The organism is Cupriavidus sp. LA-1 (assembly GCF_055385985.1).
The window spans coordinates 1,626,337-1,646,272 of the sequence record NZ_AP031388.1 but is presented as its reverse complement, the minus strand read 5'-3'; the positions used below and the strand labels follow the sequence as shown (position 1 = coordinate 1,646,272).

Sequence of the window (19,936 nt, the reverse complement as noted above, 5' to 3'; positions counted from 1 at the left end):
ATGCGACGACGCAATGTTAGGGAACTTTGCCGTCGCCGGCTGCAGCCGCGACCTGAATGTCGCAAATTGGCAAGCAAATGTCCCGGCAAAGTAAGCATGGAAGCCGGGAACGCCAGATACTGGCCGGCAAGAAATCGGACCTTGAACTGTCCGCGGATTGACCAAACTGCAGGAGACGAAGGCATGAAGATCAGGCAAATCACCCCCGCCATCGGGGCCGAGATTTCTGGCGTCAACCTTGGCGAGGCGGCGCGCGATCCGGCGCTCTTTGCCGAGATCCGGGCGGCGCTGCTCAAGCACAGGGTTATCTTCTTTCGCAAGCAGGAGATCACGCGCGCCGATCACGTGGCCTTCGCGAGCGGCTTCGGCAAGCTGGAAGACCATCCGGTCGTCGGCAGTGTTCCCGAACATCCGGGCCTGGTGAAGGTCTACCGCAGCGACAACCCGCACAGCTACGAGAACAGCTATCACTGCGACGGCCTGTGGCGCCCCAATCCGGCCATGGGAGCAGTGCTGCGCTGTATCGAATGTCCGGAGATCGGCGGCGACACCATCTGGGTCAATATGGTGAAGGCGTACGAGGAACTGCCGGAAGAGATCAAGCGGAAGATTGACGGCCTGCGCGCCAGGGCCAGCATCGAGCACAGCTTCGGTGCGGTCATGACGCCGGAAAACCGCGCAAAGCTGGCCCAGGAACATCCGCCGGTGGAGCATCCGGTGGTACGCACCCATCCGGAGACCGGGGAGAAGATCCTGTTCGTCGGCGCCTCGTTCACGACGCACTTCACCAACTACAGCACGCCGGAAAACGTGCGCTACGGCATCGACAAGTCGCCCGGCGCCTCGCTGCTGCTCAACTACCTGACCAGCCGCGCCACCATTCCCGAATACCAGGTGCGCTGGGCCTGGCAGGAGGGCGACGTTGCGGTCTGGGACAACCGCAGCACGCAGCACTACGCCGTCAACGACTACTACCCGGCACCGCGCAAGCTGGAGCGCGCCGGCATCGTGGGCGATATTCCCTATTGACTCGCCAGAGGGCCGGAAGAATCACCTGAAACGAGGAGTATGAATCCCATGGCATCCGGAAATCAGCCAACGGTTGTGATTGTTCCCGGTTTTCGCGATCACATGCCGGAGCACTGGCAATCGCTGCTGGCCGAGCGTTTGCAGCAGCAGGGACGAGCGGTGCGCATCGTGCCCCAGATTGATCAGGACAAGAGATTGCGCAGTGCCAGGGTGGCGAACCTTGAACGTGTCGTCAGCGGCATTGCGGGACCGGTCATCCTCGTTGCCCATAGTGTGGGCTGCCTGATCACCGTTCACTGGGCACAGCAGACAGAGCGCGCCGTGCAGGGTGTCTTGCTTGCCGGGCCGGCCGACTTCGACAGTCCTTTGCCTGCCGGATACAAGGATCCGCAAACGCTGGCAGACGAGGGCTGGACCCCGATCCCGCGGCGGCGTCTGCAATGCCCGAGCATCGTGGTTGGCAGCCGCAATGATCCGCTCGGGAAGTTCGAGCGAATCCGCGAGCTGGCGCAGGCCTGGGGCAGCCGCTTCGTCGATGCCGGGGAAGTGGGGCATCTCGGACCGGCGGATGGATATGGACCGTGGCCGCTGGCCGAGGAACTCATTCAGCAACTCTGAGCGGGAGCGCGGCGCGGCGCTGGTAGCCGACGCCGCGCGCCGAGGGAATGCTGATGAGCGTTGGCCCTGCCTCGCTGGCTCCATCGCAGTATGCGGGTTGATACGCGGCGGAGCCCTCCTGGGCCTGTCCTGGCCTGTCCTGGCCTGTACCGCCGTCAGCCTTGCCGCTGCGCCAGCACCTCGCGGATGATCTGCACGAAGGACTCGGCCGGCTGTCCGCCCGTGACAAGATAGCGGTTGTCGAAAATGATCGATGGCACAGAGTTGATGCCCATCGACTGGAATTCCGCCACTTCCGCGCGCACTTCGTCAGCATATTCGCCGCTCTCCAGCACGCGTCGCCCTTGCGTGGCATCGAGCCCCACCGATAGTGCGGCTTCCAGCAGCACATCGTGATTGCTGGGGTCCTTGCCGCTACCGTGATATGCCTGCAGCAGCGCCTCCTTGAGCGGCAGCTTCTTGCCCTGCGTCCCGGCCCAGTGCAGCAGCCGATGGCCATCGAAGGTGTTGTAGATGCGGGTCCTGGGGGCAAAGGCGAAGCCCGCGCTTGCACCGCATTCGCGTATCAGCACCTGTCTCTCGGCGACTTGCGCGGCGGTGCTGCCGTTCTTCCTGCTGGCGTAGTCAAGAACTGTCTGCCCTTCCGGCGGCATGTCGGGATTCAACTCGAACGGATGCACGGCGATTTCGGCATCCACCTCGTCCCCGAGTTGCTCCAGCGCTTGTTTGAGCGACCACAAGCCGATGGCACACCACGGGCATGCAATATCGGAGACGAAATCGATCCTGAGTGTTTGCGTCATTTGTCTTTCCAGTGAGGCGCTTTGGTCTGGCAGCCTGGCTGCCGGCAGGGTCTGCCAGTGTTCCGGCACGTACCAGTGGCTGGCTAAATCCGGATCAGGTTGCCCTGAGAGGATTCAACGCCGCACTGCTGCGCCCGGAGTGGTCCCCGCAAGCATGAGAGGATGAACGACGCGGGTTAATGTCGCTTGACAATACATGACAGGCACTTATCATGAACTGTCAATTTTTCGTGTCAGATTCCGATGTCGTTACTTGTCCGCGCCGCAGCCCTGACCAACTACAGTGAGGTCGCTCGTGCTGCCGGGCTGGATCCGGTGCGGATGATGTTTGACGCAGGGATCAGCCCGAGCGTGCTTCGCGAGCCGGACCTCATGATTCCGGTCGAGCGTTTCGGACGCCTGCTCCAGGCCTCCGCAGACATGTCGGGCAATGAGAGTTTCGGGTTGTGCATGGCCGAGTCGCGCCTGTTGTCCAATCTCGGGGCGGTAGGAATGCTGGTCCGCGACCAGGCGACGCTACGCGACTCGCTTGGCATGCTGATGCGCTACCAGCCAATGCTCAACGGTGCGCAGTCGCTCGCGATCGAGGAATGTGGTGACCTGGTCATTATCCGCGAGGCGCTGATAGCTGGCAGCGCACATCAGCCAACTCGCCAGAGGGTTGAACTGGCGTTAGGGGTCATGGTGCGGCTGATACGCCAGCTCCTGAAGCCCGACTGGCAGCCGCAGCGCGTATGCTTCGAGCACCCGGCGCCACGCGACCTTGGTGTGCACCAACGGTTTTTTGGCCCTCACATCGAATTCGATTGTGACTTCAACGGGATCATCTGCGCGAAGGCCGATCTCGATGCGCGCAACCCGTGGGCCGATCCGGCCATGGTGCGCTACGCGCAGCAGCTGATAGACAAGTCTCCCATGCCGCAGCAGGCAACGATGCTTGAGGACGTGCGGCGCACGATCCTGTTGCTGTTGCCCAGTGGGCGCTGCAGCATCGAACAGGTGGCCGAGAACCTGGGCGTGGTGTGCCGCACGGTTCAGCGCCGGCTGGCAGAACAGGGGCAGAGCTTCTCGTCGATCGTAAACGAAGTCCGCACGGAGCTCGCGACGCGTCATGTCATCGAGAGCGATCGTCCGTTGACCGAGGTGGCGACCCTGCTCGGCTTCTCCGCGCTAAGCGGATTCTCGCGCTGGTATCACGCGCAATTCGGTTGCAGCCCCAAGGCGAGCCGGGCCGCAAGCGGCACCGTGCGCCGGCAGACAGCACGACAGACAGCACCTTCGCGGGCCAGCAGGGCATAACCCTGCCTGAACCGATTTCGGGGGAACCTCACCTGCTGCAGTTTTACCTCGCCACCAGCTGGTTGGCAGCGCCCCCGTGCGCAGCCCGATTCAATCATCCAGCCGGATCTTTGCATCGGCCGCGATCTTCGACCAGACCTGCAGATCCTGGTTGACAGTTTCGCCGAACTGCACCGAGGTCTTCACAGGCGGCGGCCCAAAGTTCATGGTTTTCAGCATGGCGGCGAGCTCAGGGGACGTTTGGACCTTGTTGACCTCATCGGCCAGCCGCTTCACGATCGCCGGGTTGGTTCCCGCCGGCGCGAACATGCCGAACCAGCCCACCGTATCGAACTTATAGCCCTGTTCACCCATGGTCTTGACTTCAGGCAGCTGCGGCGCGCGCACATTGCCGGTAATGGCAATGGCGCGGACCTTACCGGAACGCAGGAAGGGAACGGGCGCGGCCGGATCGGTCCAGCCGATTTTCACGACCCCTGAGGAAAGGTCCGTCAATAGCTGATTCGAGGTCCGATATGCGACGTGATCGGTCTTCATGCCGGTCTGCTTCTTGAGCCATTCCATGGTCAGCTGCCCTGAAGATCCCGTGGCCCAGCTAGCGTAGCTGTACTTGTCCGGATTGGCCTTCACCAGCTGGATAAGCTCCTGCAGGTTGCGGACTGGCAGATCATTGCTCACCAGCAATATCACGCCACCCTCGGCCGTCTCGGCGATCGGGACAAGGCTCTTCTTCGGATCATACGGGATGGTCTTCAGAACGGCAGGGGCGATGACCTGGTTCGATGCCGTGGTGTAAAGAATCGTATAGCCGTCGGCCGGCGCCTTGACAACAGCGTTTGTCCCGATGACTCCGCTACCGCCTGGCCGGTTTTCAATCACGACTGGTTGCTTCAATACTGCGGTCAGGCGTTGCGCCATCACACGTGCCAGGGCATCGGTTCCTGATCCTGCCGACGACGCCACGATCATCTGGATCGGGCGCGTGGGCCAGGCTTCCTCCGCCTGCACCCACCCTGAAGCGCATAAGGCCAGAAGCGCTCCCGTACCCAGCGTGACCGCAACCAGCTTTTTCATTCCTAACGCCATTGTCATCCCCATGTATTTGTTTTGTTGACGATCTCTCTACCGGTGCCCTGCTCACGTGCGTTGCCCCGGTAGCAGGGCAAGAAAGCCGTGTGAGCCGTTGGCTGAGAACTGCATGAAGCGAGGGCGAAGTCAGCCTCTCAGCCTCCGGCTTTGGCTAGCGCTACGATCCGTTGGCCAGCTTCAGGCGGCCAGATTTTCTGGCTTCTTGAGGAATCCCTGGTGGCCGCCGTTACGATTGGGCGAGAAGCCGTTGGCCTGCAGCGTCTCTTCGACGGTGTCGTAGAAGACCCCGAGCTTCAGGATCTCTCGCGTCTGCTGCGCCGTCGCGATGGGGCGGCCAAATTCGCCGGCGATTCGCACCAGTTGCTTGATCTGCTCGACGGTGCTCGCCTTGCCCGTGCGGGTCTGGTTCCAGAGTACGTCCTCGATGCCACACCGCACATGCAGGCCCAAGGCCATGCCGATCATGTTGATGGGCAGCACATTCAGCACCGAACTCTCCACCGTCAGCACGGCCCCGTCCGGCACAGCACGCAGCATGTTTGCGAGGTTGTAGATGTTCGCCTGATCCATGCCGCCGCTGATAGCCACCCAGTTCATCACCAGCGGCCCTTTGTAGACGCCGCGGCGAATCATCCGCTCGATCGTTTCAAAGCTGTTGATGTTGTAGCACTGAAACTCACTCTGGATTCCGGCCGCCGTCAGTCGTCGGATGTGCTCCTCGGCCCAGCTGGGATTCGAGGGCACGATCATGTCCTTGTAGGTATCGTAGAGGTGCGGGAAGCCCCGCGAAACACCCTTGAAGTCATCCAGCCCGGCATGCTCCGTGACATTCATCTGCGTGGTGTTGACGGTCACCGTCACCTGGTCGGGCTTCGGATCGAGCTCGGCCAGCATATGGCGCGTGTCATCGCTAAGCCATTTGGCGGCCTGGCCTTCTTCCGGCGCGAAGCTGATGGAGCCCCCCACCTGGATGACCATTTCCGGACAGGCGGCGCGCACCCCGGCGATCAGCTCATTGAACATCGACAGGCGCTTGCTGCCCTTGCCATCCGGCTCACGCACGTGCAGATGCAGCACTCTCGCACCGGCTTCGTAGCAATCCACGGCCTTCTGGATCTGATCCGCCATGGTGACAGGGATATCCTCCGGAAAGTCCGAGGGAATCCAGCCCGGCGCATAGGGAGCGGCGGTGATGATCAGCGGCTGCTGGTTCTCGGGATACAGGTGGCCGTCAAGGAAGTTCATGGTGATGGATCTCCAAGTTGAGATGCAAATATTGGGAATGTGGAACTAAATGAGAAAGCTGCTTCGCGCGCCCGCGGCAGCGGATCCTGAACAACCGGATCCCACTGCCAGCTCAGGTCAAATCACGAAGATGGACGAGCCGGTGGTCTTTCGTGCCTCGAGGTCCCGATGTGCCTGCACGGCATCCTCCAGGGCATAGCGCTGATTGACCCCGATGCGGATGCGGCCTGCGGCCACATGGCCGAACAGCTCGCCGACCAGTTCCGCCTTCTCGGCAGGATCGGCGATATAGTCGGCCAGGCCCGGGCGGGTCAGGTATGCCGAGCCTTTGCGGGCCAGAATTGCCGGATCGAACCCGGTGACCGGGCCGGAGGCGAAACCCACGCACACCAGCAGGCCGCGGCGCTTGAGGGAGTCCAGCGAGGACATGAAGGTGTTCTTGCCCACGCTGTCGTAGACCACGGACACCCCTGCGCCATCCGTCAGTTCCCGCACGCGCTTTGCCACGTCCTCATGGCTGTAATTGATCGTGTGGTCGCAGCCATGGGCACGCGCCACTTCGGCCTTGGCATCGGTGGAAACCGTTCCGATCACGGTCAGCCCCAGCAGCTTGGCCCATTGCGAAACGATCAGGCCGACACCACCCGCCGCGGCATGCAGCAGCACGGCATCGCCCGCCTTGAGCGGCCAGATCCGGCGCAGCAGGTAGGCGGCTGACAAGCCCCTCATGGTCATGGCCGCCGCGACCTCGCAACTGATTGCCTCCGGCAGCTTGATCAGCGGATCGGCGGAGATCAGCCGCTCAGTGCTGTAGGCGCCCAGCGTGTTGGTAAAGCCCGTGTAGGTCACGCGGTCGCCGACTGCCAGATGAGTCACGCCGGCACCGACGGCCTCGATCACGCCGGCGGCTTCGTTGCCGATGCCGCTTGGCAGCGGAATCTTGTAAGTGCCGCTGCGGAAGTAGGTGTCAGCAAAATTCAGACCTACGGCCACGTGACGGACGCGGACCTCCCCCGGTCCCGGGTCACCCACACTTGCGTCCTCAAAACGGAGGACGTCGGGCCCACCTGCTTCGTAAATCCTAACGACTTTCGCCATGTCGTCTCCTGTTCTCTAATGAATTGACGGCGCACCTGCGTGCTTGCCGCTTGAGCTGGGCAAAGGACAAACCAGCGTGGAGATTCAGCTGATCCGGCTGCAGAAGATTTGCTGCAGGCGGCACCACATAGCCGGCTGTAGCCTGTCCCCGTCAGCAAGCATGCTGAAGCGGGTTCTCAGGCAGAAGAGAGTCATCCAGAAAGGCATTGGTATCTCCTCTAACCGGTTGATGTCGGAGTGTCCTTCGCGACGATTGCATCATCTGGCCTGGCGCCAGTTTCCGCTTGCCCTGGCACGCCTTGAGCTTTCCTCTTTATGACAAGGCGCCACCGGCGCGGGTGCACTGGATCGTCGACTTCCGCAGCTTTGGTTCGGATGGCAACGCCAGAGCGCGCTGTGCACATGCGCAGTCCACCGCCTATACTCCGCATGACACATTTCATCCGGAGCCAAAGCATGGATTACACCCCCGGCATCAGCCAGCTCGCCGGCCTGCTCGCCGATCCTGGCCGCGCGGCCATGCTGTGGGCGCTGATGGATGGCAGTGCGCGGCCCGCCGGCGAGCTGGCGCTGATCGCCGGGCTGTCGGCCTCTTCCACCAGCGGACACCTGGCGCGGCTGGCCGAAGGCGGCCTGCTGGTGGCCGAGACGCGTGGGCGCAACCGCTACTACCGCCTGGCGGCGCCGGAGATCGGCGTGGCGATCGAGGCGCTGGCGTCGGCGTCGCTGGCCAGCCGGCCGCCGCGGCTGCGCGACGTGCCGGTGTCGCGCACGGCGCCGCCGGCGCTGCGCCAGGCCCGCACCTGTTATGACCACCTTGCGGGCGAGCTGGCCGTGGGCCTGTTCGAGCGGATGACGCATTCAGGCTGGCTGATGCTGGACGGACCGCGCGTGGCTCTGAGCGGCGACGGCGCGCAGGCGCTGGCGGGACTTGGCGTGGACGTGGAGGCGGCCCGGCGCAAGCGGCGGCAGTTCGCCTGCACCTGCCCGGACTGGAGCGAGCGCAAGCCGCACCTGGGCGGCGCGTTGGGCGCGGCGTTGCTGGGCAACCTGCTGGCGCGCGGCTGGGTCGAGCCCACGCGCACCTCGCGCGCGTTGCGCGTGACACCGGCGGGCCAACGCGAGATCATGCGCATCGCGGCATAGGACACCGCAGAAAACGGAGAAAAAAGATGGCCACACCATTGGACGACGACACGCAGGACGCGATTGCGCGTTTCTTCGCCCTGATCAACCTTGGCGACAGCGCACAGACCTCGGCGCAGCTGTCGATGTTTGAAGATGCCCTGCTCGATGCCGAGGACGATGACACCGATGGCCAGGAACTGCTGTGGGTGATCCGCGAGGTCATCGACTGGCAGTCCGGGTTCTTTGTCGACTGGAAGGATGCCCAGTCCTTTATCGGCTGCCTGAACCAGCTGTGCGAACGGATGGACCTGGAGATCGACTGGGGCAGCGACGACCCCGAGGACGAGGCCTTCCTGGACAGCACCAGCGTGCCGGAGCTGATGGAGCTGGCGCACAACCAGCTGCGCGTGGCCGGCTATACGCTGTGGAACTGGGACACGGGCGGCGATGCCTACGGTGGCTGGATCACGCGCAGCGAGGACGATGAGGAGATGCTGGATCTGGCCGAGGTCCTGCACTTTGACGTGCGGCCGGCCGAGCAGCCTTACTGACCGGTGCCCGGGAGCGGACGGCGCAACGGCTAGGCGCTCTCGCGCCGCTTGCCGGCCGGGCGCCGCGCCTCCGGCACCCCCAGCGTCTGCTCCAGCACGTCCAGCAGCACCCGCACGCTGGCCGGCATATGCTTGCGCGCCGGCATCAGCACATAGACCTTCAGCGGCGACGAGGCACAGCCCGGCAGCACGCGCACCAGTTGCCCCTGCCCGACCGCATCCTGCACGAAGCGCGGCGACAGCCGCGTCACGCCCAGCCCGTCGAGCGCCGCCTTGAGCCGCAGCTCGGCGTTATGGGTGCCGATGCGCGGCTCGACATCCAGGCGGGCAATCTCCACGCCATCGCGCAGGAACTCCCAGTGCCGGTCATCGGCGTTGCCCAGCGTGGGCCAGCCCAGCAGGTCCTGCGGCGTGCGCGGCAGCCCGCGCGCCTTGATCAGTGCCGGCGCGGCATAGAAGGCGCGTTCGATCAGCACCACGCGCTTGCTGGCAAACGAGGTATCGTGCAACGCGGTGTCGGTCATCACGAACGCCAGGTCGTAGCCATGGCGGATCAGGTCGGGCTGGTCCCAGCTGACATCGACCTGCACGCGCAGGCCCGGGTGGGCGCGCAGCACGCGCGTCAGGCTTTCGGACAGATGCTGGGAGCCGACCTCGTACGGCGTGGAGATGCGCAGCAGGCCGCTGACTTCGGCGCTGTCCGAGGCGGCCTCGGCGCTGATTTCATGCAGCTGGGCAAACAGCGGCGCCACGCGTTCGTACAGCCGCTGGCCGCGTTCGGTCACGCGCACGCGGCGCGTGGTGCGCTCGAACAGGCGCACGCCGAGCTGGCTTTCCAGCCGCGCCACCGCGGCGCTGGCCGAAGACTTGGGCACCTCGGCCAGTTCGGCTCCCTGGGTAAAGCCGCCGCCTTCCACCACGCGGCAGAAAATCTCCCAGTCCTTCCATTCGATCGTCTTCATGCGGCGCCTCGTGATTGCGGTGCGCCGCGATTGTCCCACAGGGCGAACAATGGCGCACCGCCCCGGAGGGCGCCTAGTCGAACATGATCACCGAGCGCGCCAGTTCGCCGCGGCGCAGTTCGTCGAAGGCATCGTTGATGCGCTCCAGCGGCAGGCGCTGCGCGATCAGTTCGTCCAGGTGCAGGCGGCCGGCCATGTAGAAATCGACCATGCGCGGCATGTCCACGGGGAAGCGGTTGGAGCCCATCGCCGAGCCCTGGATGCGCTTCTCGCCGAGGAAGTCGCTGCCGTACAGCTCGATCTTGACCCCCGGTGCGATCATGCCGATGACCGTTGCGGTGCCGCCACGGCGCAGCATGGCAAAGGCCTGCTCGGTGGTCTCCTTCAGGCCGACAGCTTCGATGGCATGGTGCACGCCGCCCTCGACCAGCGTGCGTACCGCCTCCAGCACATTGACATGGCCCGCATCGATCACGTCGGTGGCGCCGAACTTGCGCGCCAGTTCCAGCTTGGCCGGCACCCGGTCGATGGCGATGATGCGCCCGGCACCGGCGATGGCAGCGCTGTTGACCGTGGCCAGCCCGATGCCGCCGCAGCCGATCACGGCAACGGTCTCGCCCGGCTGCACCTTCGCGGTATGGATCACCGCCCCCATGCCGGTGGTCACCGCGCACCCGATCAGCGCGGCGCGGTCCAGCGGCATGTCACGCCGGATCGCCACCAGCGCGTGCTCATGGATCAACATCTGTTCCGCGAACGCCGACAGGTTCAGGAACTGGTGCATGGTCTTGCCATGGCTCGCCATCAGACGCGGCTCCTCGCCCTGGCGGCGCCGGGTATCGGGTTCTGCGCACAATGACAAGTGGCCGGTCAGGCAGTGCTCACAATGGCCGCAGTACGCCGACAGGCAGGTGATCACATGGTCGCCGGGCTTGACCGTGCGCACCTCGGCGCCGACCTGCTCGACCACGCCCGCGGCCTCGTGGCCGAGGATGGCCGGCATCCGGTGCGGGTAGGCGCCATCGAGGAAATGCAGGTCCGTGTGGCACACGCCCACGGCGGCGGTACGCACCAGCACCTCACGCGGGCCGGGCTTTCCGATGGCAACGTCTTCGATCACCAGCGGGTCCTTGGGGTGACGCAAAACGGCAGCTTTCATGGGCGTTCTCTGAAGCAGGCGACAGTGCGGAAAACCTTACCCCCAAACGGGGGTCAAGGAAAGCCGCGGGGCCACGCTGCGGACCCGTTTACAGCTCTTCCTTGATCGGTAGCGCACGTAACACGCCGATGCCCAGATGCTGCAGCGGGCCCATCCCGGGTTCGCTGTCGTAGACCACGAGCTGGCCTTTCTCGCGCGTGGTCCAGGTCAGGCGCCGGTTGCCGCCGTCGCCATCGGTCTGCAGTCCGACCCGGTAAGCCATGTCGAGCAGCACGTCCTCGGTGGACTTGATCATGCGCTCGGCCAGTGCCTGGCTGTCCAGCACAATGCCCATCTCGGTATTGAGCCTGGCCGAGCGCGGGTCCATGTTGAGCGAGCCGATAAATACCAGGCGCCGGTCGACGATGTAGTTCTTGGCATGCAGCATGGCGCGGCTGGACGACAGCCACCAGCGCGAGCGCGAGCCGCGTGCGGCCTTGCCGCGGTTTGCCAGTTCGGCGTAGGCGCTGGGCTTGAGTTCGTACAGCTCGACACCCGCGGCCACCAGCGCCAGCCGGTGCGGCGCATAGCCCGCATGCACCGCGCTGACATCGGTGGCGGCAAACGAGTTGGTCAGGATACGCACGCGGATGCCGCGCTTTGCCAGCGCGATCAGCCAGGCCTCGCCGTCGTCGTCCGGCACGAAGTACGGCGAGATCAGCAGCACTTCCTTCTGTGCGCTGCCAATCATCTTCTCGAGCCGGGCGGTGGCACCCCCGGGATCGTCGTCGGTCTGGTGCGTGATCTTGGCAGCCTTGTCGGCCACCACCACGGCCTTGCCGCTATAGCCGGGCATATGGCCGCTCTCGATCGCCCGGGCCAGGCCCGACTCCAGCAACTCCTGCACGTAGGGGCTGGCGACGGCCTCGTCGCCGCGCGCGGCCAGGCCCTTGCGCCGGCTGCGCGTCTCCACCGGCGCCTCCTTGCCTGCGGGGATCAGCGCCACCACCGGGTACGACGACGGGTCGTTCCAGTACTCGTCGAACACGGCCGACACCTGCGGCACGGCCGGTCCGGCAATCAGCACGTCGAGGTCGCTGAAATCCATGTCGCTACGCGCGGAGAAGTAGGCATCGCCGATATTGCGCCCGCCCACCAGCGACATCTGGTTGTCCACCGTCATCGACTTGTTGTGCATGCGCCGGTCCAGCCGCTTGAAGCCGGCCAGCATTTCCGGCCAGCGTATGCTGCGATTGGCAAAGGGGTTGAACAGACGCACCTCGATATTGGGATGCGAATCGATGGCCGACAGGATCTTGTCCATGCCGTCCGTGTGCAGGTCGTCCAGCAGCAGCCGCACGCGCACGCCGCGGTCGGCGGCGTCGAGGATATCGCCCAGCACGGCGGCGCCGGTGCCGGTGGTTTCGAAGATATAGGTCTGCAGGTCCAGGCTGCGCTGCGCGGCGCGCGCCATGGCCAGGCGCGCGGCCAGCGCACCAGGTCCGGACGACAACGGATAGAACAGCGACTCGCCGGGGCGCTGCGCCAGGCGCGGCGCCAGCACCTTGCCCAGCGCGGTGTCATTGGTATCGGCCAGGGCGGTCGAGGGCGTGCGCTGCGCCGACGCCGGCAGGCTGGCGCAGCCGGCCAGTAGCGCAGCCGCAAGCACAGGCCCCATCAGGACCGCCGCGAACCAACGCCGGCCACGGCTCAGACTGGCTCTCAGGCTGGCGCCGCGCGGCCGGGTGTCGAACGGTACTTGGCGGAGCGTATGGAACATCCGTGGAGTCTCCCTGCGCGGGATGGGATGGGGCGTGCTACTTCGCACGATATACGGCGCGCACTGGCCCCGGCAGCGGTGCCATTCCTGTTCCGCTCCGGGTCTTTGTCCTACACGGCATCCGTGGCAGACCGCGTCGCATCGGACGGTGCACTGAATTCCGCACATCAGGTGTGCACGCGGCCAGCGCAGCGGCTTTCCCTGCACAGCGATTTCTCTTATGATGCCGCCCCTGTACCGGCCGGTAGCATCGGGACGAGGCGTAGCGCCATCTGGCGCGACCCGTGCGGCAGGCGGTCCGGCGCAGCTTGCGGCCGCCTGGCGATGCCGGCATAGTTGCGCGCCTTCGCGCCCGTTTTGCACGGCGCGCGCCCAGACCGGATCCTGATGTCAACCCAATCTTCCCCCTCCTCCTCCGGCGCGCCCGCGCCGACGCTGCGCCGCACCCTGCGCGCACGCCATCTCACCATGATCGCCATCGGCGGCTCGATCGGCACGGGACTGTTCGTGGCCTCGGGCGCCACCATCGCGCAGGCCGGCCCCGGCGGCGCGCTGGCCGCCTATATCCTGATCGGGGCGATGGTCTATTTCCTGATGACCAGCCTGGGCGAGCTGGCGGCCTATATGCCGGTGTCGGGCTCGTTCGCCACCTATGGCGCGCGCTATGTCGATGAAGGCTTCGGTTTCGCGCTCGGCTGGAACTACTGGTACAACTGGGCGGTGACCATCGCGGTGGAACTGGCCGCGGCCCAGCTGGTGATGCAGTACTGGTTCCCCGATACACCCGGCGTACTTTGGAGCGCGCTGTTCCTGGGCCTGATGTTCCTGCTCAATGCGATCTCGGTGCGCGGCTTCGGCGAGGCCGAATACTGGTGCGCGCTGGTCAAGGTGGTGACGGTGATCGCCTTTATCGGCATCGGCACACTGATGATCTTCGGCATCCTGCGCGGCGACTTGTCGGCCACCCAGGCCACGCAGGGGCTGGCCAACCTGACCACCGGGGATGCGCCCTTTGTCGGCGGCCTGCCGGCACTGATCGGCGTGGCCATGATCGCCGGCTTCTCGTTCCAGGGCACCGAGCTGATCGGCGTGGCCGCCGGCGAATCGGCCGATCCCGCCAGGAACATCCCGCGCGCGGTGCGCCAGGTGTTCTGGCGCATCCTGCTGTTCTATGTGCTGGCGATCCTGATCATCGGCATCCTGATCCCCTATACCGACCCGAGCCTGCTCAAGAACGACGTGCAGACCGTCGGCGTCAGCCCGTTCACGCTGGTGTTCCGACATGCGGGCCTGGCCTTTGCCGCCGGCGTGATGAACGCGGTGATCCTGACGGCAGTGCTGTCGGCGGGCAACTCCGGCATGTATGCCTCCACCCGCATGCTGTACAACCTGGCCACCGAGGGCCGCGCGCCGCGCGTCTTCGCGCGGCTCACGCGCAACGGCGTGCCGCTGGTGGCGCTGCTGGCCACCACCGCGGTGGGCGCGCTGTGCTTTCTCACCTCGCTGTTCGAAAGCAAGTCGGTCTACCTGTGGCTGCTGAGCCTGTCAGGGATGACCGGCTTTATCGCCTGGCTGGGCATCGCGCTCAGCCACTATCGCTTCCGCAAGGGCTTTGTCGCGCACGGACTGGACCTGGACCGGCTGCCTTACCGCTCGCCGTTCTTCCCCTATGGCCCGATCTTCGCCTTTGCGCTGTGCCTGGTCGTCACACTGGGCCAGAACTACCAGGCCTTCACCAGCGGCAAGATCGACTGGGTCAGCGTGGCCGCCACCTATATCGGCATCCCGATCTTCCTCCTGATCTGGCTGGGCTACCGCATCGCGCGCAAGACGCGTTTCGTGCCCTATGCCGAGATGCACTTCCCGGCGCTGCCGGCCAGGCGCGACGCTGACCCGGCGCGCACCGCGGTTCCTGCGGTCGGTGAATAGGCGCCGCTCCCGGGCGCTTCATGACCGGCATGGGCCGAGGGCCGCGTCGGCAAGGACCGCATCAAGGGCGCATGTGTTTAGCAGACGCTGAACGCTCCCCTCTCCCACATGCGGAGAGGGGGCTTTCCCAACAACACGCCACCTCCACATCTTGACCCCCGCAGTAACTCTAGGCATCATTCAGTCTTTTCTTAAATACGAATGCTTCTCATTTGTATTTACATCTACATGCAGGCCCGCCTGATTCCTGCTGTCCGCCTATGAGCCGTCAAGTCATCCACGCCCCGTGCCCGCGCGCACCCAAACCCCGCCATCTCGCCGTGCTGGCGCAACTGGCCGTGCTGGCCGGCTTTCCGGCAACGGCCGCGCTGGCCCAGCAGGCCGCTGTGCCAGCGGATGCGCAATCGCTGCCCGCGGTAACCGTCAGCGCCTCGGCGGTCGACGATTCCGGCCTGCAGCTTGAGAAAAAGGCGAGCACCGGCGCGCTGGGCTCGCGCACGCAGCTCGACACCCCATACTCCACCACCATCGTTACCGGCGAAGACCTGGCCGACCGCCAGGTGGCCAAGCTGGGCGATGTGTTCACGATGGATGCGTCGGTCACCGACAACGGCAACGGCTACAACAGCTGGTCCAGCTACCTGAGCGTGCGCGGCCTGCAGATCGACTGGCAGAACGGCTTCAAGATCAACGGGCTGCCGTTCGTGGCCTACGGCATCACGCTGCCGTATGAGCACCTGGAGCAGGTGGAACTGCTCAAAGGGCTGCCCGGCTTCATGTATGGCTTTGCCACGCCGGGTGGCATCGTCAACTATGTCACCAAGAAGCCGACGGATACGTTCACCGCCGCGTTTGAGCTGGGCTACCGCGCCGCCAATGTCTGGAGCGAGCACGTCGACCTGGGCGGACGCGCCGGCCCGGACAATATGTTTGGCTACCGCCTGAACGTGACGCACGAGGAAGGCACACCCTACAACGCGCGCAATATCCGGCGCGACAGCGTGTCGCTGGGCCTGGACGCACGCCTGACCAGGGACCTGACCTGGACTTTCGACTCGGTCTACCAGGACCGCCGCGCCACCGGCCAGATGCCGTCGTTCAGCCTGTGGAACTATGGCGGTACGGCGCTGCCGGGCACGGTGTCCGGGCGCATCGGCAACTTTGCCGGCACCGACCAGCACCTGAACACCAGCCTGCAGCTGTACAGCACGGGCTTGCGCTACCAGGTCAACCCGGACTGGGCGGTCAGCACCAACTACAGCTTCACCAAGGTCAGCCGCAGCCGCAATGAAAGCACCTACGGCCTGCTGAACCAGGCCGGCGACTACAACGACCAGCGCTACGACACCGCGCAGAACCAGCAGGTGGGCCAATGGCAGGCGATGCTGGAGGGCAAATTCCGCACCGGCCCGTTCGGCCACCAGCTGGTGGCGGGGCTGTCATGGCAGAAGCAGATCGACCGCTATGACAACAACGGCTTCGGCGCCGTCATCGGCACCGGCAATATCTTCGCGCCCAACACCAACACGTATGACAGCTCGACCGCCTTCAACAAGGTGCGCAACAGCGACATCACGCAGAAGTCGGTGTTCGCCAGCGACACCGTGCAGCTCACCGAGCGCTGGTCGGTGCTGGCCGGCCTGCGCGTGACCAACTTCGAGCAGAACGGCTATATGCCAGTGAGCTCCAGCTACAGCAAGAACGGCGTGATCACGCCCACGCTGGCGCTGATGTTCAAGCCCGTGCCTGCGGCCACGGTCTATGCCAGCTATGTGGAAGCGCTCGAGCCCGGTTCGATCGTGCCGGATGGATACACCAACGCACGCCAGCTCCTGAACCCGATCCGCAGCAAGCAGTATGAAATCGGCGTCAAGGCCGACCAGGCTGCCTGGAGCGCCACCGCGGCCGCCTTCCGCATCGAGCGCGGCGCCGGGTACGACAGCATCAGCGGCGGCGTGCCGACGCGCCGGCAGGATGGCACCTCGATCTACCAGGGCCTTGAGCTGGCCGGCGTGTACCGCCTGGGCTCGCAATGGGAGTTCGGCGCCAGCGCGATGTACCTGGACTCGTATTACGACAAGGGCCTGGCCAACAGCGGCAAGCGCGTCGCCGGTGCGCCTGACCTGGTGCTGGCGGGGCGCATCAGCTACCGCGTGCCGTTCGTGCCGGGGCTGCGCCTTGGCGTCGACGGCAAGTACACCGGCAATACCAGGCTGAACGCCGGCAATACGCTCGAAGCCGGCGGCTACACGGTATTCAATCTCGGCGCGAGCTACAACACCCGCGTCGCCGGCAAGGACCTGACGCTGCGCGCCGCCCTGAACAACGTGACCAACAAGCGCTACTGGGGCTCCCAGTATGAGAACTACATCCAGCCCGCGGATCCGCGCAGCGTGAGCCTGACGGCGAGGATTGCCTATTGAGACTCACCTGAGCGTGCCCGACGGCATCGCGCCGGATTTTTGCAGCATCTTCAGCATCACCGCCCCCGCACCGGGCTGGCGCCGCAGGTAGCTGACCTGCAGCGGAGCCTGGCGCTTTGGCCCGAAGTCAGAGGCCCAGGATCTCGATGCTGTCGACGCGGTCCGGATAAAAGGCCACGTGCAAGGCGATCGCCGCCATCGCAGGGTAAGGCGCCTCGTAGCTCCACACCGCATTGCGCGAGCGTTCGCCGCCGGCGGGGATATCAAAGTAGCTGCAGTCGCCCTTGTACGGGCAGTACGTCGCGTGCGCGCTGCGCTCAAGCTGCGCCATGTCGACATGCTCGCGCGGAATGTATTGCACTGGCGGGTAGGTCGCCTCGGCCAGGGTCAGCGCGGCGTCGCTGTCGGCAATCGTTACGCCCGCCACCTTGACCACGACCCTGCCGGCTGTCGGCGTGATGGTGATCGGGTGATCGGGACCGGGGATCTTGACGGGCTTGTCGGTCATGGGACGTCCTCCTGCAGGGCATCGCCACAGCGGGCGATGCTGGCATTCTAGGCGCTCGCCGCCCGGCCTGCAGGCCGGGCCCGATGCTCCAGCCAGCCCACCGCTATTCGACCTTGACGTTGGCCCGTTTCACCAGCGCGGCGTAGCGCGTAGCCTCGCTGCGGAAGAAGCTGGCGGCAGCCTCGGGCGTGCCAGGGTCGACCACGGTGCCCTGCATCTTCATGGCTTCCAGCACTTCGGGGGAGGTGAAGGCCCTGGCGAAGGCGTCATGCACGCGCTTCACCTCTGCCGGCGGCATGCCGGCGGGGCCCACCACGGCAAACCAGCCGGCCACGTTGTAGCGGGGCAAGCCTTGTTCGGCGATGGTGGGAAGGTCCGGCGCGGCGGCCGAGCGCTTGTCGCCGCACAGGCCGATGGCGCGCAGCGTGCCTGCCTTCAGGTGCGGCGCCACCGCGTTGAGCGCAACCACGCCCATTTCCACTTGTCCGGCGATCAGGTCGTTCATCATCGGCCCGGTGCCCTTGTACGGCACGTGGCGCGCGCTCGCGCCCGCCTCTTCCAGGAACATCTCGGCGGCCAGCTGGATGATGGTGCCATTGCCTGACGATGCGTAGTTGTAGCCGTCGGGCTTCGCCTTGAGCAGCGCCACCAGTTCCTTCACGTTCTTTGCCGGCACCTTGGGGTTGACCACCAGCACCAGCGGCGTGGAGCCGAGCACGCTGATCGGGGTGATGTCCTTGATCGCGTCGAACGGCATCGTGCGGAACACGCTGGGGTTGATGACGTGGTTGTTCGAGACCAGTCCCAGCGTGCTGCCGTCGGGCGACGCCTTGACCACGGCCGCGGCGCCGGTGATGCCGCCGGCGCCGGGCAGGTTCTCGATCACCACCGGCTGGCCAAAGGCCTTGCCCAGCGCCGGCCCTGCCGCGCGCGCGATGGCGTCCACGCCGGAGCCGGCGCTGATCGGCAGGATCAGGCGCACCGGCTTGCCGGCGCCTCCCTGCGCGAGCGCGCCGATGCCGGGTGCCGCCAGCACGGCGGCCACGGTGGCGGCCAGCGCCAGCCCTGACTTGAGAAAGATGCGACGGGGGTGCATGGGGTTGTCTCCGTATCGTTATCGCAGGATCTTTATGGGCTGCCGCTGTGCCGCGGCATGCCGGTTACAGCGCGGCTCAGCCGGTGCGGCCCCGGCCGAGCTGCGACAGGATTTCCTCGTTGTGCTCGCCGGCCCTGGGCAGCGGCCGGCGCACGCCCGGGCGGCGCCCGCCCATCAGCAGCGGCAGCAGCACCGTGGGCGTGGTCGAGCCATCGTCGGCCTGCATCGGCACCAGCCCGCCGCTGGCAAGCAGGTGCGGATCGTCGAGCAACTGGTCCGGGCGCACGATCGGCGCGTACGGGATGCCGGCGGCTTCGAGCTTCGGCGCCAGTTCGTCGGAGCGATGGTGGCGCAGGATCGCGCCCAGCTCATCGAGCAGTTGCGGGCGCACCGCCACGCGCGAGGCATTGGTTGCGTACTCGGGCTTGCCGGGAAGCTCCGGATGCGCCAGCACCTGGCACAGCGTGACGAACTGCTTGTCGCTGACCGCGCCGATAAACAGCTGCTCGTCGCCGGCCAGCGTGAAGACGTCATACACACTCCACGCCGATACGCGCGACGGCATTGGCGGCGGCGCTTCGCCGGTCATCGCAAACTGCTGCATATGCTGCGAGGCCAGGAACACGCAGTTCTCGAACAGCGCACTCTGGATCTCCTGGCCGCGCCCGGTGCGGTCGCGTTCGCGCAGCGCGGCGAGCACGCCGATAGCCCCGAACATGCCGCCCATGATGTCGTTGACCGAGGTGCCGGCACGCAACGGCCGCCCGCTGGGGCCGGTCATGTAGGACAGGCCGCCCATCATCTGCACCACCTCGTCCAGCGCCAGCCGGTTCTCGTACGGGCCGGGCAGGAAGCCCTTGTGCGAGACGTAGATCAGGTGCGGATAGTCGCGCGACAGCGTCGGGTAGTCCAGCCCCAGCTTCTGCATCAGCCCGGGACGGAAGTTCTCCAGCAACACGTCGCTCTGGCCCGCCAGCTCGGCCGCGGCGGCGCGCCCTTCGTCGGTGGTGATATCCAGCACCACGCTCTTCTTGTTGCGGTTGAAGGCGCGGAAAAAGCCGATGCCCAGGCCCGGCAGGCTGCGCGTCTTGTCGCCGCCGGGCGGCTCGACCTTGATCACTTCGGCGCCCAGGTCGGCCAGGATCATGCCGCAGGTGGGGCCCATCACCATATGCGTGAATTCGACCACGCGGATGCCGGCGAGCGGCAGGGGGGTGCTGTTGCTGTCTTGGGTCATCTT

17 protein-coding genes are annotated in these 19,936 nt (G+C 65.5%); 7 read left to right on the top strand and 10 right to left on the bottom strand.

Translation table 11 applies throughout. The features are described 5' to 3' along the window. Positions 1-183 precede the first annotated feature (183 nt). Positions 184-1,029 carry a TauD/TfdA dioxygenase family protein gene (locus ACZ5MJ_RS26645; protein WP_464223915.1) on the top strand — a complete coding sequence of 282 codons (846 nt, stop codon included), beginning with the start codon at positions 184-186 and terminating at the stop codon, positions 1,027-1,029. A 48-nt stretch (positions 1,030-1,077) separates the two neighbouring features. Further along, positions 1,078-1,647 (top strand): RBBP9/YdeN family alpha/beta hydrolase, encoded by a 570-nt coding sequence (locus tag ACZ5MJ_RS26640; protein ID WP_464223914.1) that lies wholly within the window; start codon positions 1,078-1,080, stop codon positions 1,645-1,647. A 155-nt stretch (positions 1,648-1,802) separates the two neighbouring features. Here ACZ5MJ_RS26640 and ACZ5MJ_RS26635 read toward each other — a convergent pair whose 3' ends face one another. Continuing rightward, the gene (locus ACZ5MJ_RS26635; RefSeq protein ID WP_464223913.1) at positions 1,803-2,450 is read right to left on the bottom strand and encodes a DsbA family oxidoreductase; all 648 of its coding nucleotides are present in this window, start codon (positions 2,448-2,450) and stop codon (positions 1,803-1,805) included. A gap of 243 nt (positions 2,451-2,693) precedes the next feature. On the opposite strand from ACZ5MJ_RS26635, the gene ACZ5MJ_RS26630 reads away from it, so the two are divergent. Continuing rightward, positions 2,694-3,749, top strand: coding sequence for an AraC family transcriptional regulator (locus ACZ5MJ_RS26630; RefSeq protein ID WP_464223912.1), 1,056 nt, complete (start codon positions 2,694-2,696; stop codon positions 3,747-3,749). 90 nt (positions 3,750-3,839) lie between these two features. On the opposite strand, the gene ACZ5MJ_RS26625 is transcribed toward ACZ5MJ_RS26630, so the two are convergent. The 3 genes from ACZ5MJ_RS26625 to ACZ5MJ_RS26615 form a co-directional block, all read right to left on the bottom strand. Beyond that, positions 3,840-4,835 (bottom strand): Bug family tripartite tricarboxylate transporter substrate binding protein, encoded by a 996-nt coding sequence (locus tag ACZ5MJ_RS26625; RefSeq protein WP_464223911.1) that lies wholly within the window; start codon positions 4,833-4,835, stop codon positions 3,840-3,842. 180 nt (positions 4,836-5,015) lie between these two features. Next, positions 5,016-6,083, bottom strand: coding sequence for a beta-keto acid cleavage family enzyme (locus ACZ5MJ_RS26620; RefSeq protein WP_464223910.1), 1,068 nt, complete (start codon positions 6,081-6,083; stop codon positions 5,016-5,018). A gap of 117 nt (positions 6,084-6,200) precedes the next feature. Continuing rightward, a complete protein-coding gene (locus ACZ5MJ_RS26615; RefSeq protein WP_464223909.1) occupies positions 6,201-7,181 on the bottom strand; it encodes a quinone oxidoreductase family protein in 981 nt (326 codons plus the stop codon). 456 nt (positions 7,182-7,637) lie between these two features. On the opposite strand from ACZ5MJ_RS26615, the gene ACZ5MJ_RS26610 reads away from it, so the two are divergent. Both ACZ5MJ_RS26610 and ACZ5MJ_RS26605 read left to right on the top strand, forming a co-directional pair. Continuing rightward, complete coding sequence (locus tag ACZ5MJ_RS26610; protein ID WP_464223908.1) at positions 7,638-8,327, top strand: ArsR/SmtB family transcription factor; 690 nt, start codon at positions 7,638-7,640, stop codon at positions 8,325-8,327. Between the two features lie 26 nt (positions 8,328-8,353). After that, positions 8,354-8,860 carry a DUF6630 family protein gene (locus ACZ5MJ_RS26605; protein WP_464223907.1) on the top strand — a complete coding sequence of 169 codons (507 nt, stop codon included), beginning with the start codon at positions 8,354-8,356 and terminating at the stop codon, positions 8,858-8,860. A 29-nt stretch (positions 8,861-8,889) separates the two neighbouring features. Here ACZ5MJ_RS26605 and ACZ5MJ_RS26600 read toward each other — a convergent pair whose 3' ends face one another. From ACZ5MJ_RS26600 to ACZ5MJ_RS26590, 3 genes are all read right to left on the bottom strand, one after another. Then, complete coding sequence (locus ACZ5MJ_RS26600; RefSeq protein WP_464223906.1) at positions 8,890-9,822, bottom strand: LysR family transcriptional regulator; 933 nt, start codon at positions 9,820-9,822, stop codon at positions 8,890-8,892. Between the two features lie 73 nt (positions 9,823-9,895). Continuing rightward, positions 9,896-10,981 carry a Zn-dependent alcohol dehydrogenase gene (locus ACZ5MJ_RS26595; protein WP_464223905.1) on the bottom strand — a complete coding sequence of 362 codons (1,086 nt, stop codon included), beginning with the start codon at positions 10,979-10,981 and terminating at the stop codon, positions 9,896-9,898. Between the two features lie 88 nt (positions 10,982-11,069). Beyond that, the gene (locus tag ACZ5MJ_RS26590) at positions 11,070-12,740 is read right to left on the bottom strand and encodes a phospholipase D family protein (RefSeq protein WP_464223904.1); all 1,671 of its coding nucleotides are present in this window, start codon (positions 12,738-12,740) and stop codon (positions 11,070-11,072) included. 387 nt (positions 12,741-13,127) lie between these two features. Here ACZ5MJ_RS26590 and ACZ5MJ_RS26585 point away from each other — a divergent pair, with 387 nt between their 5' ends. Next, complete coding sequence (locus ACZ5MJ_RS26585) at positions 13,128-14,669, top strand: amino acid permease (RefSeq protein WP_464223903.1); 1,542 nt, start codon at positions 13,128-13,130, stop codon at positions 14,667-14,669. Positions 14,670-14,929: 260 nt separating this feature from the next. Then, positions 14,930-17,092 (top strand): TonB-dependent siderophore receptor, encoded by a 2,163-nt coding sequence (locus tag ACZ5MJ_RS26580; RefSeq protein WP_464223902.1) that lies wholly within the window; start codon positions 14,930-14,932, stop codon positions 17,090-17,092. A gap of 127 nt (positions 17,093-17,219) precedes the next feature. Here the strand turns inward: ACZ5MJ_RS26580 and ACZ5MJ_RS26575 are convergent, their stop codons facing one another. The 3 genes from ACZ5MJ_RS26575 to ACZ5MJ_RS26565 all read right to left on the bottom strand — a co-directional run bounded on the left by ACZ5MJ_RS26575 (position 17,220) and on the right by ACZ5MJ_RS26565 (position 19,933). Further along, complete coding sequence (locus tag ACZ5MJ_RS26575; RefSeq protein WP_464223901.1) at positions 17,220-17,600, bottom strand: DUF427 domain-containing protein; 381 nt, start codon at positions 17,598-17,600, stop codon at positions 17,220-17,222. 103 nt (positions 17,601-17,703) lie between these two features. After that, a complete protein-coding gene (locus tag ACZ5MJ_RS26570) occupies positions 17,704-18,696 on the bottom strand; it encodes a tripartite tricarboxylate transporter substrate binding protein (protein WP_464223900.1) in 993 nt (330 codons plus the stop codon). A gap of 76 nt (positions 18,697-18,772) precedes the next feature. Beyond that, positions 18,773-19,933: a CaiB/BaiF CoA transferase family protein gene (locus ACZ5MJ_RS26565; RefSeq protein WP_464223898.1), complete on the bottom strand. Its 1,161-nt coding sequence runs from the start codon at positions 19,931-19,933 to the stop codon at positions 18,773-18,775. Positions 19,934-19,936 lie beyond the last annotated feature (3 nt).

What these genes read in the sequence shown, in the direction of transcription:
- ACZ5MJ_RS26635 (WP_464223913.1), bottom strand. Translation starts at nt 2,450, where the DNA reads ATGACGCAAACACTCAGGATCGATTTCGTCTCCGATATTGCATGCCCG.
- ACZ5MJ_RS26585 (WP_464223903.1), top strand. Translation starts at nt 13,128, where the DNA reads ATGTCAACCCAATCTTCCCCCTCCTCCTCCGGCGCGCCCGCGCCGACG.
- ACZ5MJ_RS26640 (WP_464223914.1), top strand. Translation starts at nt 1,078, where the DNA reads ATGGCATCCGGAAATCAGCCAACGGTTGTGATTGTTCCCGGTTTTCGC.
- ACZ5MJ_RS26620 (WP_464223910.1), bottom strand. Translation starts at nt 6,083, where the DNA reads ATGAACTTCCTTGACGGCCACCTGTATCCCGAGAACCAGCAGCCGCTG.
- ACZ5MJ_RS26565 (WP_464223898.1), bottom strand. Translation starts at nt 19,933, where the DNA reads ATGACCCAAGACAGCAACAGCACCCCCCTGCCGCTCGCCGGCATCCGC.
- ACZ5MJ_RS26580 (WP_464223902.1), top strand. Translation starts at nt 14,930, where the DNA reads ATGAGCCGTCAAGTCATCCACGCCCCGTGCCCGCGCGCACCCAAACCC.
- ACZ5MJ_RS26625 (WP_464223911.1), bottom strand. Translation starts at nt 4,835, where the DNA reads ATGGCGTTAGGAATGAAAAAGCTGGTTGCGGTCACGCTGGGTACGGGA.
- ACZ5MJ_RS26615 (WP_464223909.1), bottom strand. Translation starts at nt 7,181, where the DNA reads ATGGCGAAAGTCGTTAGGATTTACGAAGCAGGTGGGCCCGACGTCCTC.
- ACZ5MJ_RS26605 (WP_464223907.1), top strand. Translation starts at nt 8,354, where the DNA reads ATGGCCACACCATTGGACGACGACACGCAGGACGCGATTGCGCGTTTC.
- ACZ5MJ_RS26645 (WP_464223915.1), top strand. Translation starts at nt 184, where the DNA reads ATGAAGATCAGGCAAATCACCCCCGCCATCGGGGCCGAGATTTCTGGC.
- ACZ5MJ_RS26610 (WP_464223908.1), top strand. Translation starts at nt 7,638, where the DNA reads ATGGATTACACCCCCGGCATCAGCCAGCTCGCCGGCCTGCTCGCCGAT.
- ACZ5MJ_RS26590 (WP_464223904.1), bottom strand. Translation starts at nt 12,740, where the DNA reads ATGTTCCATACGCTCCGCCAAGTACCGTTCGACACCCGGCCGCGCGGC.
- ACZ5MJ_RS26575 (WP_464223901.1), bottom strand. Translation starts at nt 17,600, where the DNA reads ATGACCGACAAGCCCGTCAAGATCCCCGGTCCCGATCACCCGATCACC.
- ACZ5MJ_RS26630 (WP_464223912.1), top strand. Translation starts at nt 2,694, where the DNA reads ATGTCGTTACTTGTCCGCGCCGCAGCCCTGACCAACTACAGTGAGGTC.
- ACZ5MJ_RS26600 (WP_464223906.1), bottom strand. Translation starts at nt 9,822, where the DNA reads ATGAAGACGATCGAATGGAAGGACTGGGAGATTTTCTGCCGCGTGGTG.
- ACZ5MJ_RS26595 (WP_464223905.1), bottom strand. Translation starts at nt 10,981, where the DNA reads ATGAAAGCTGCCGTTTTGCGTCACCCCAAGGACCCGCTGGTGATCGAA.
- ACZ5MJ_RS26570 (WP_464223900.1), bottom strand. Translation starts at nt 18,696, where the DNA reads ATGCACCCCCGTCGCATCTTTCTCAAGTCAGGGCTGGCGCTGGCCGCC.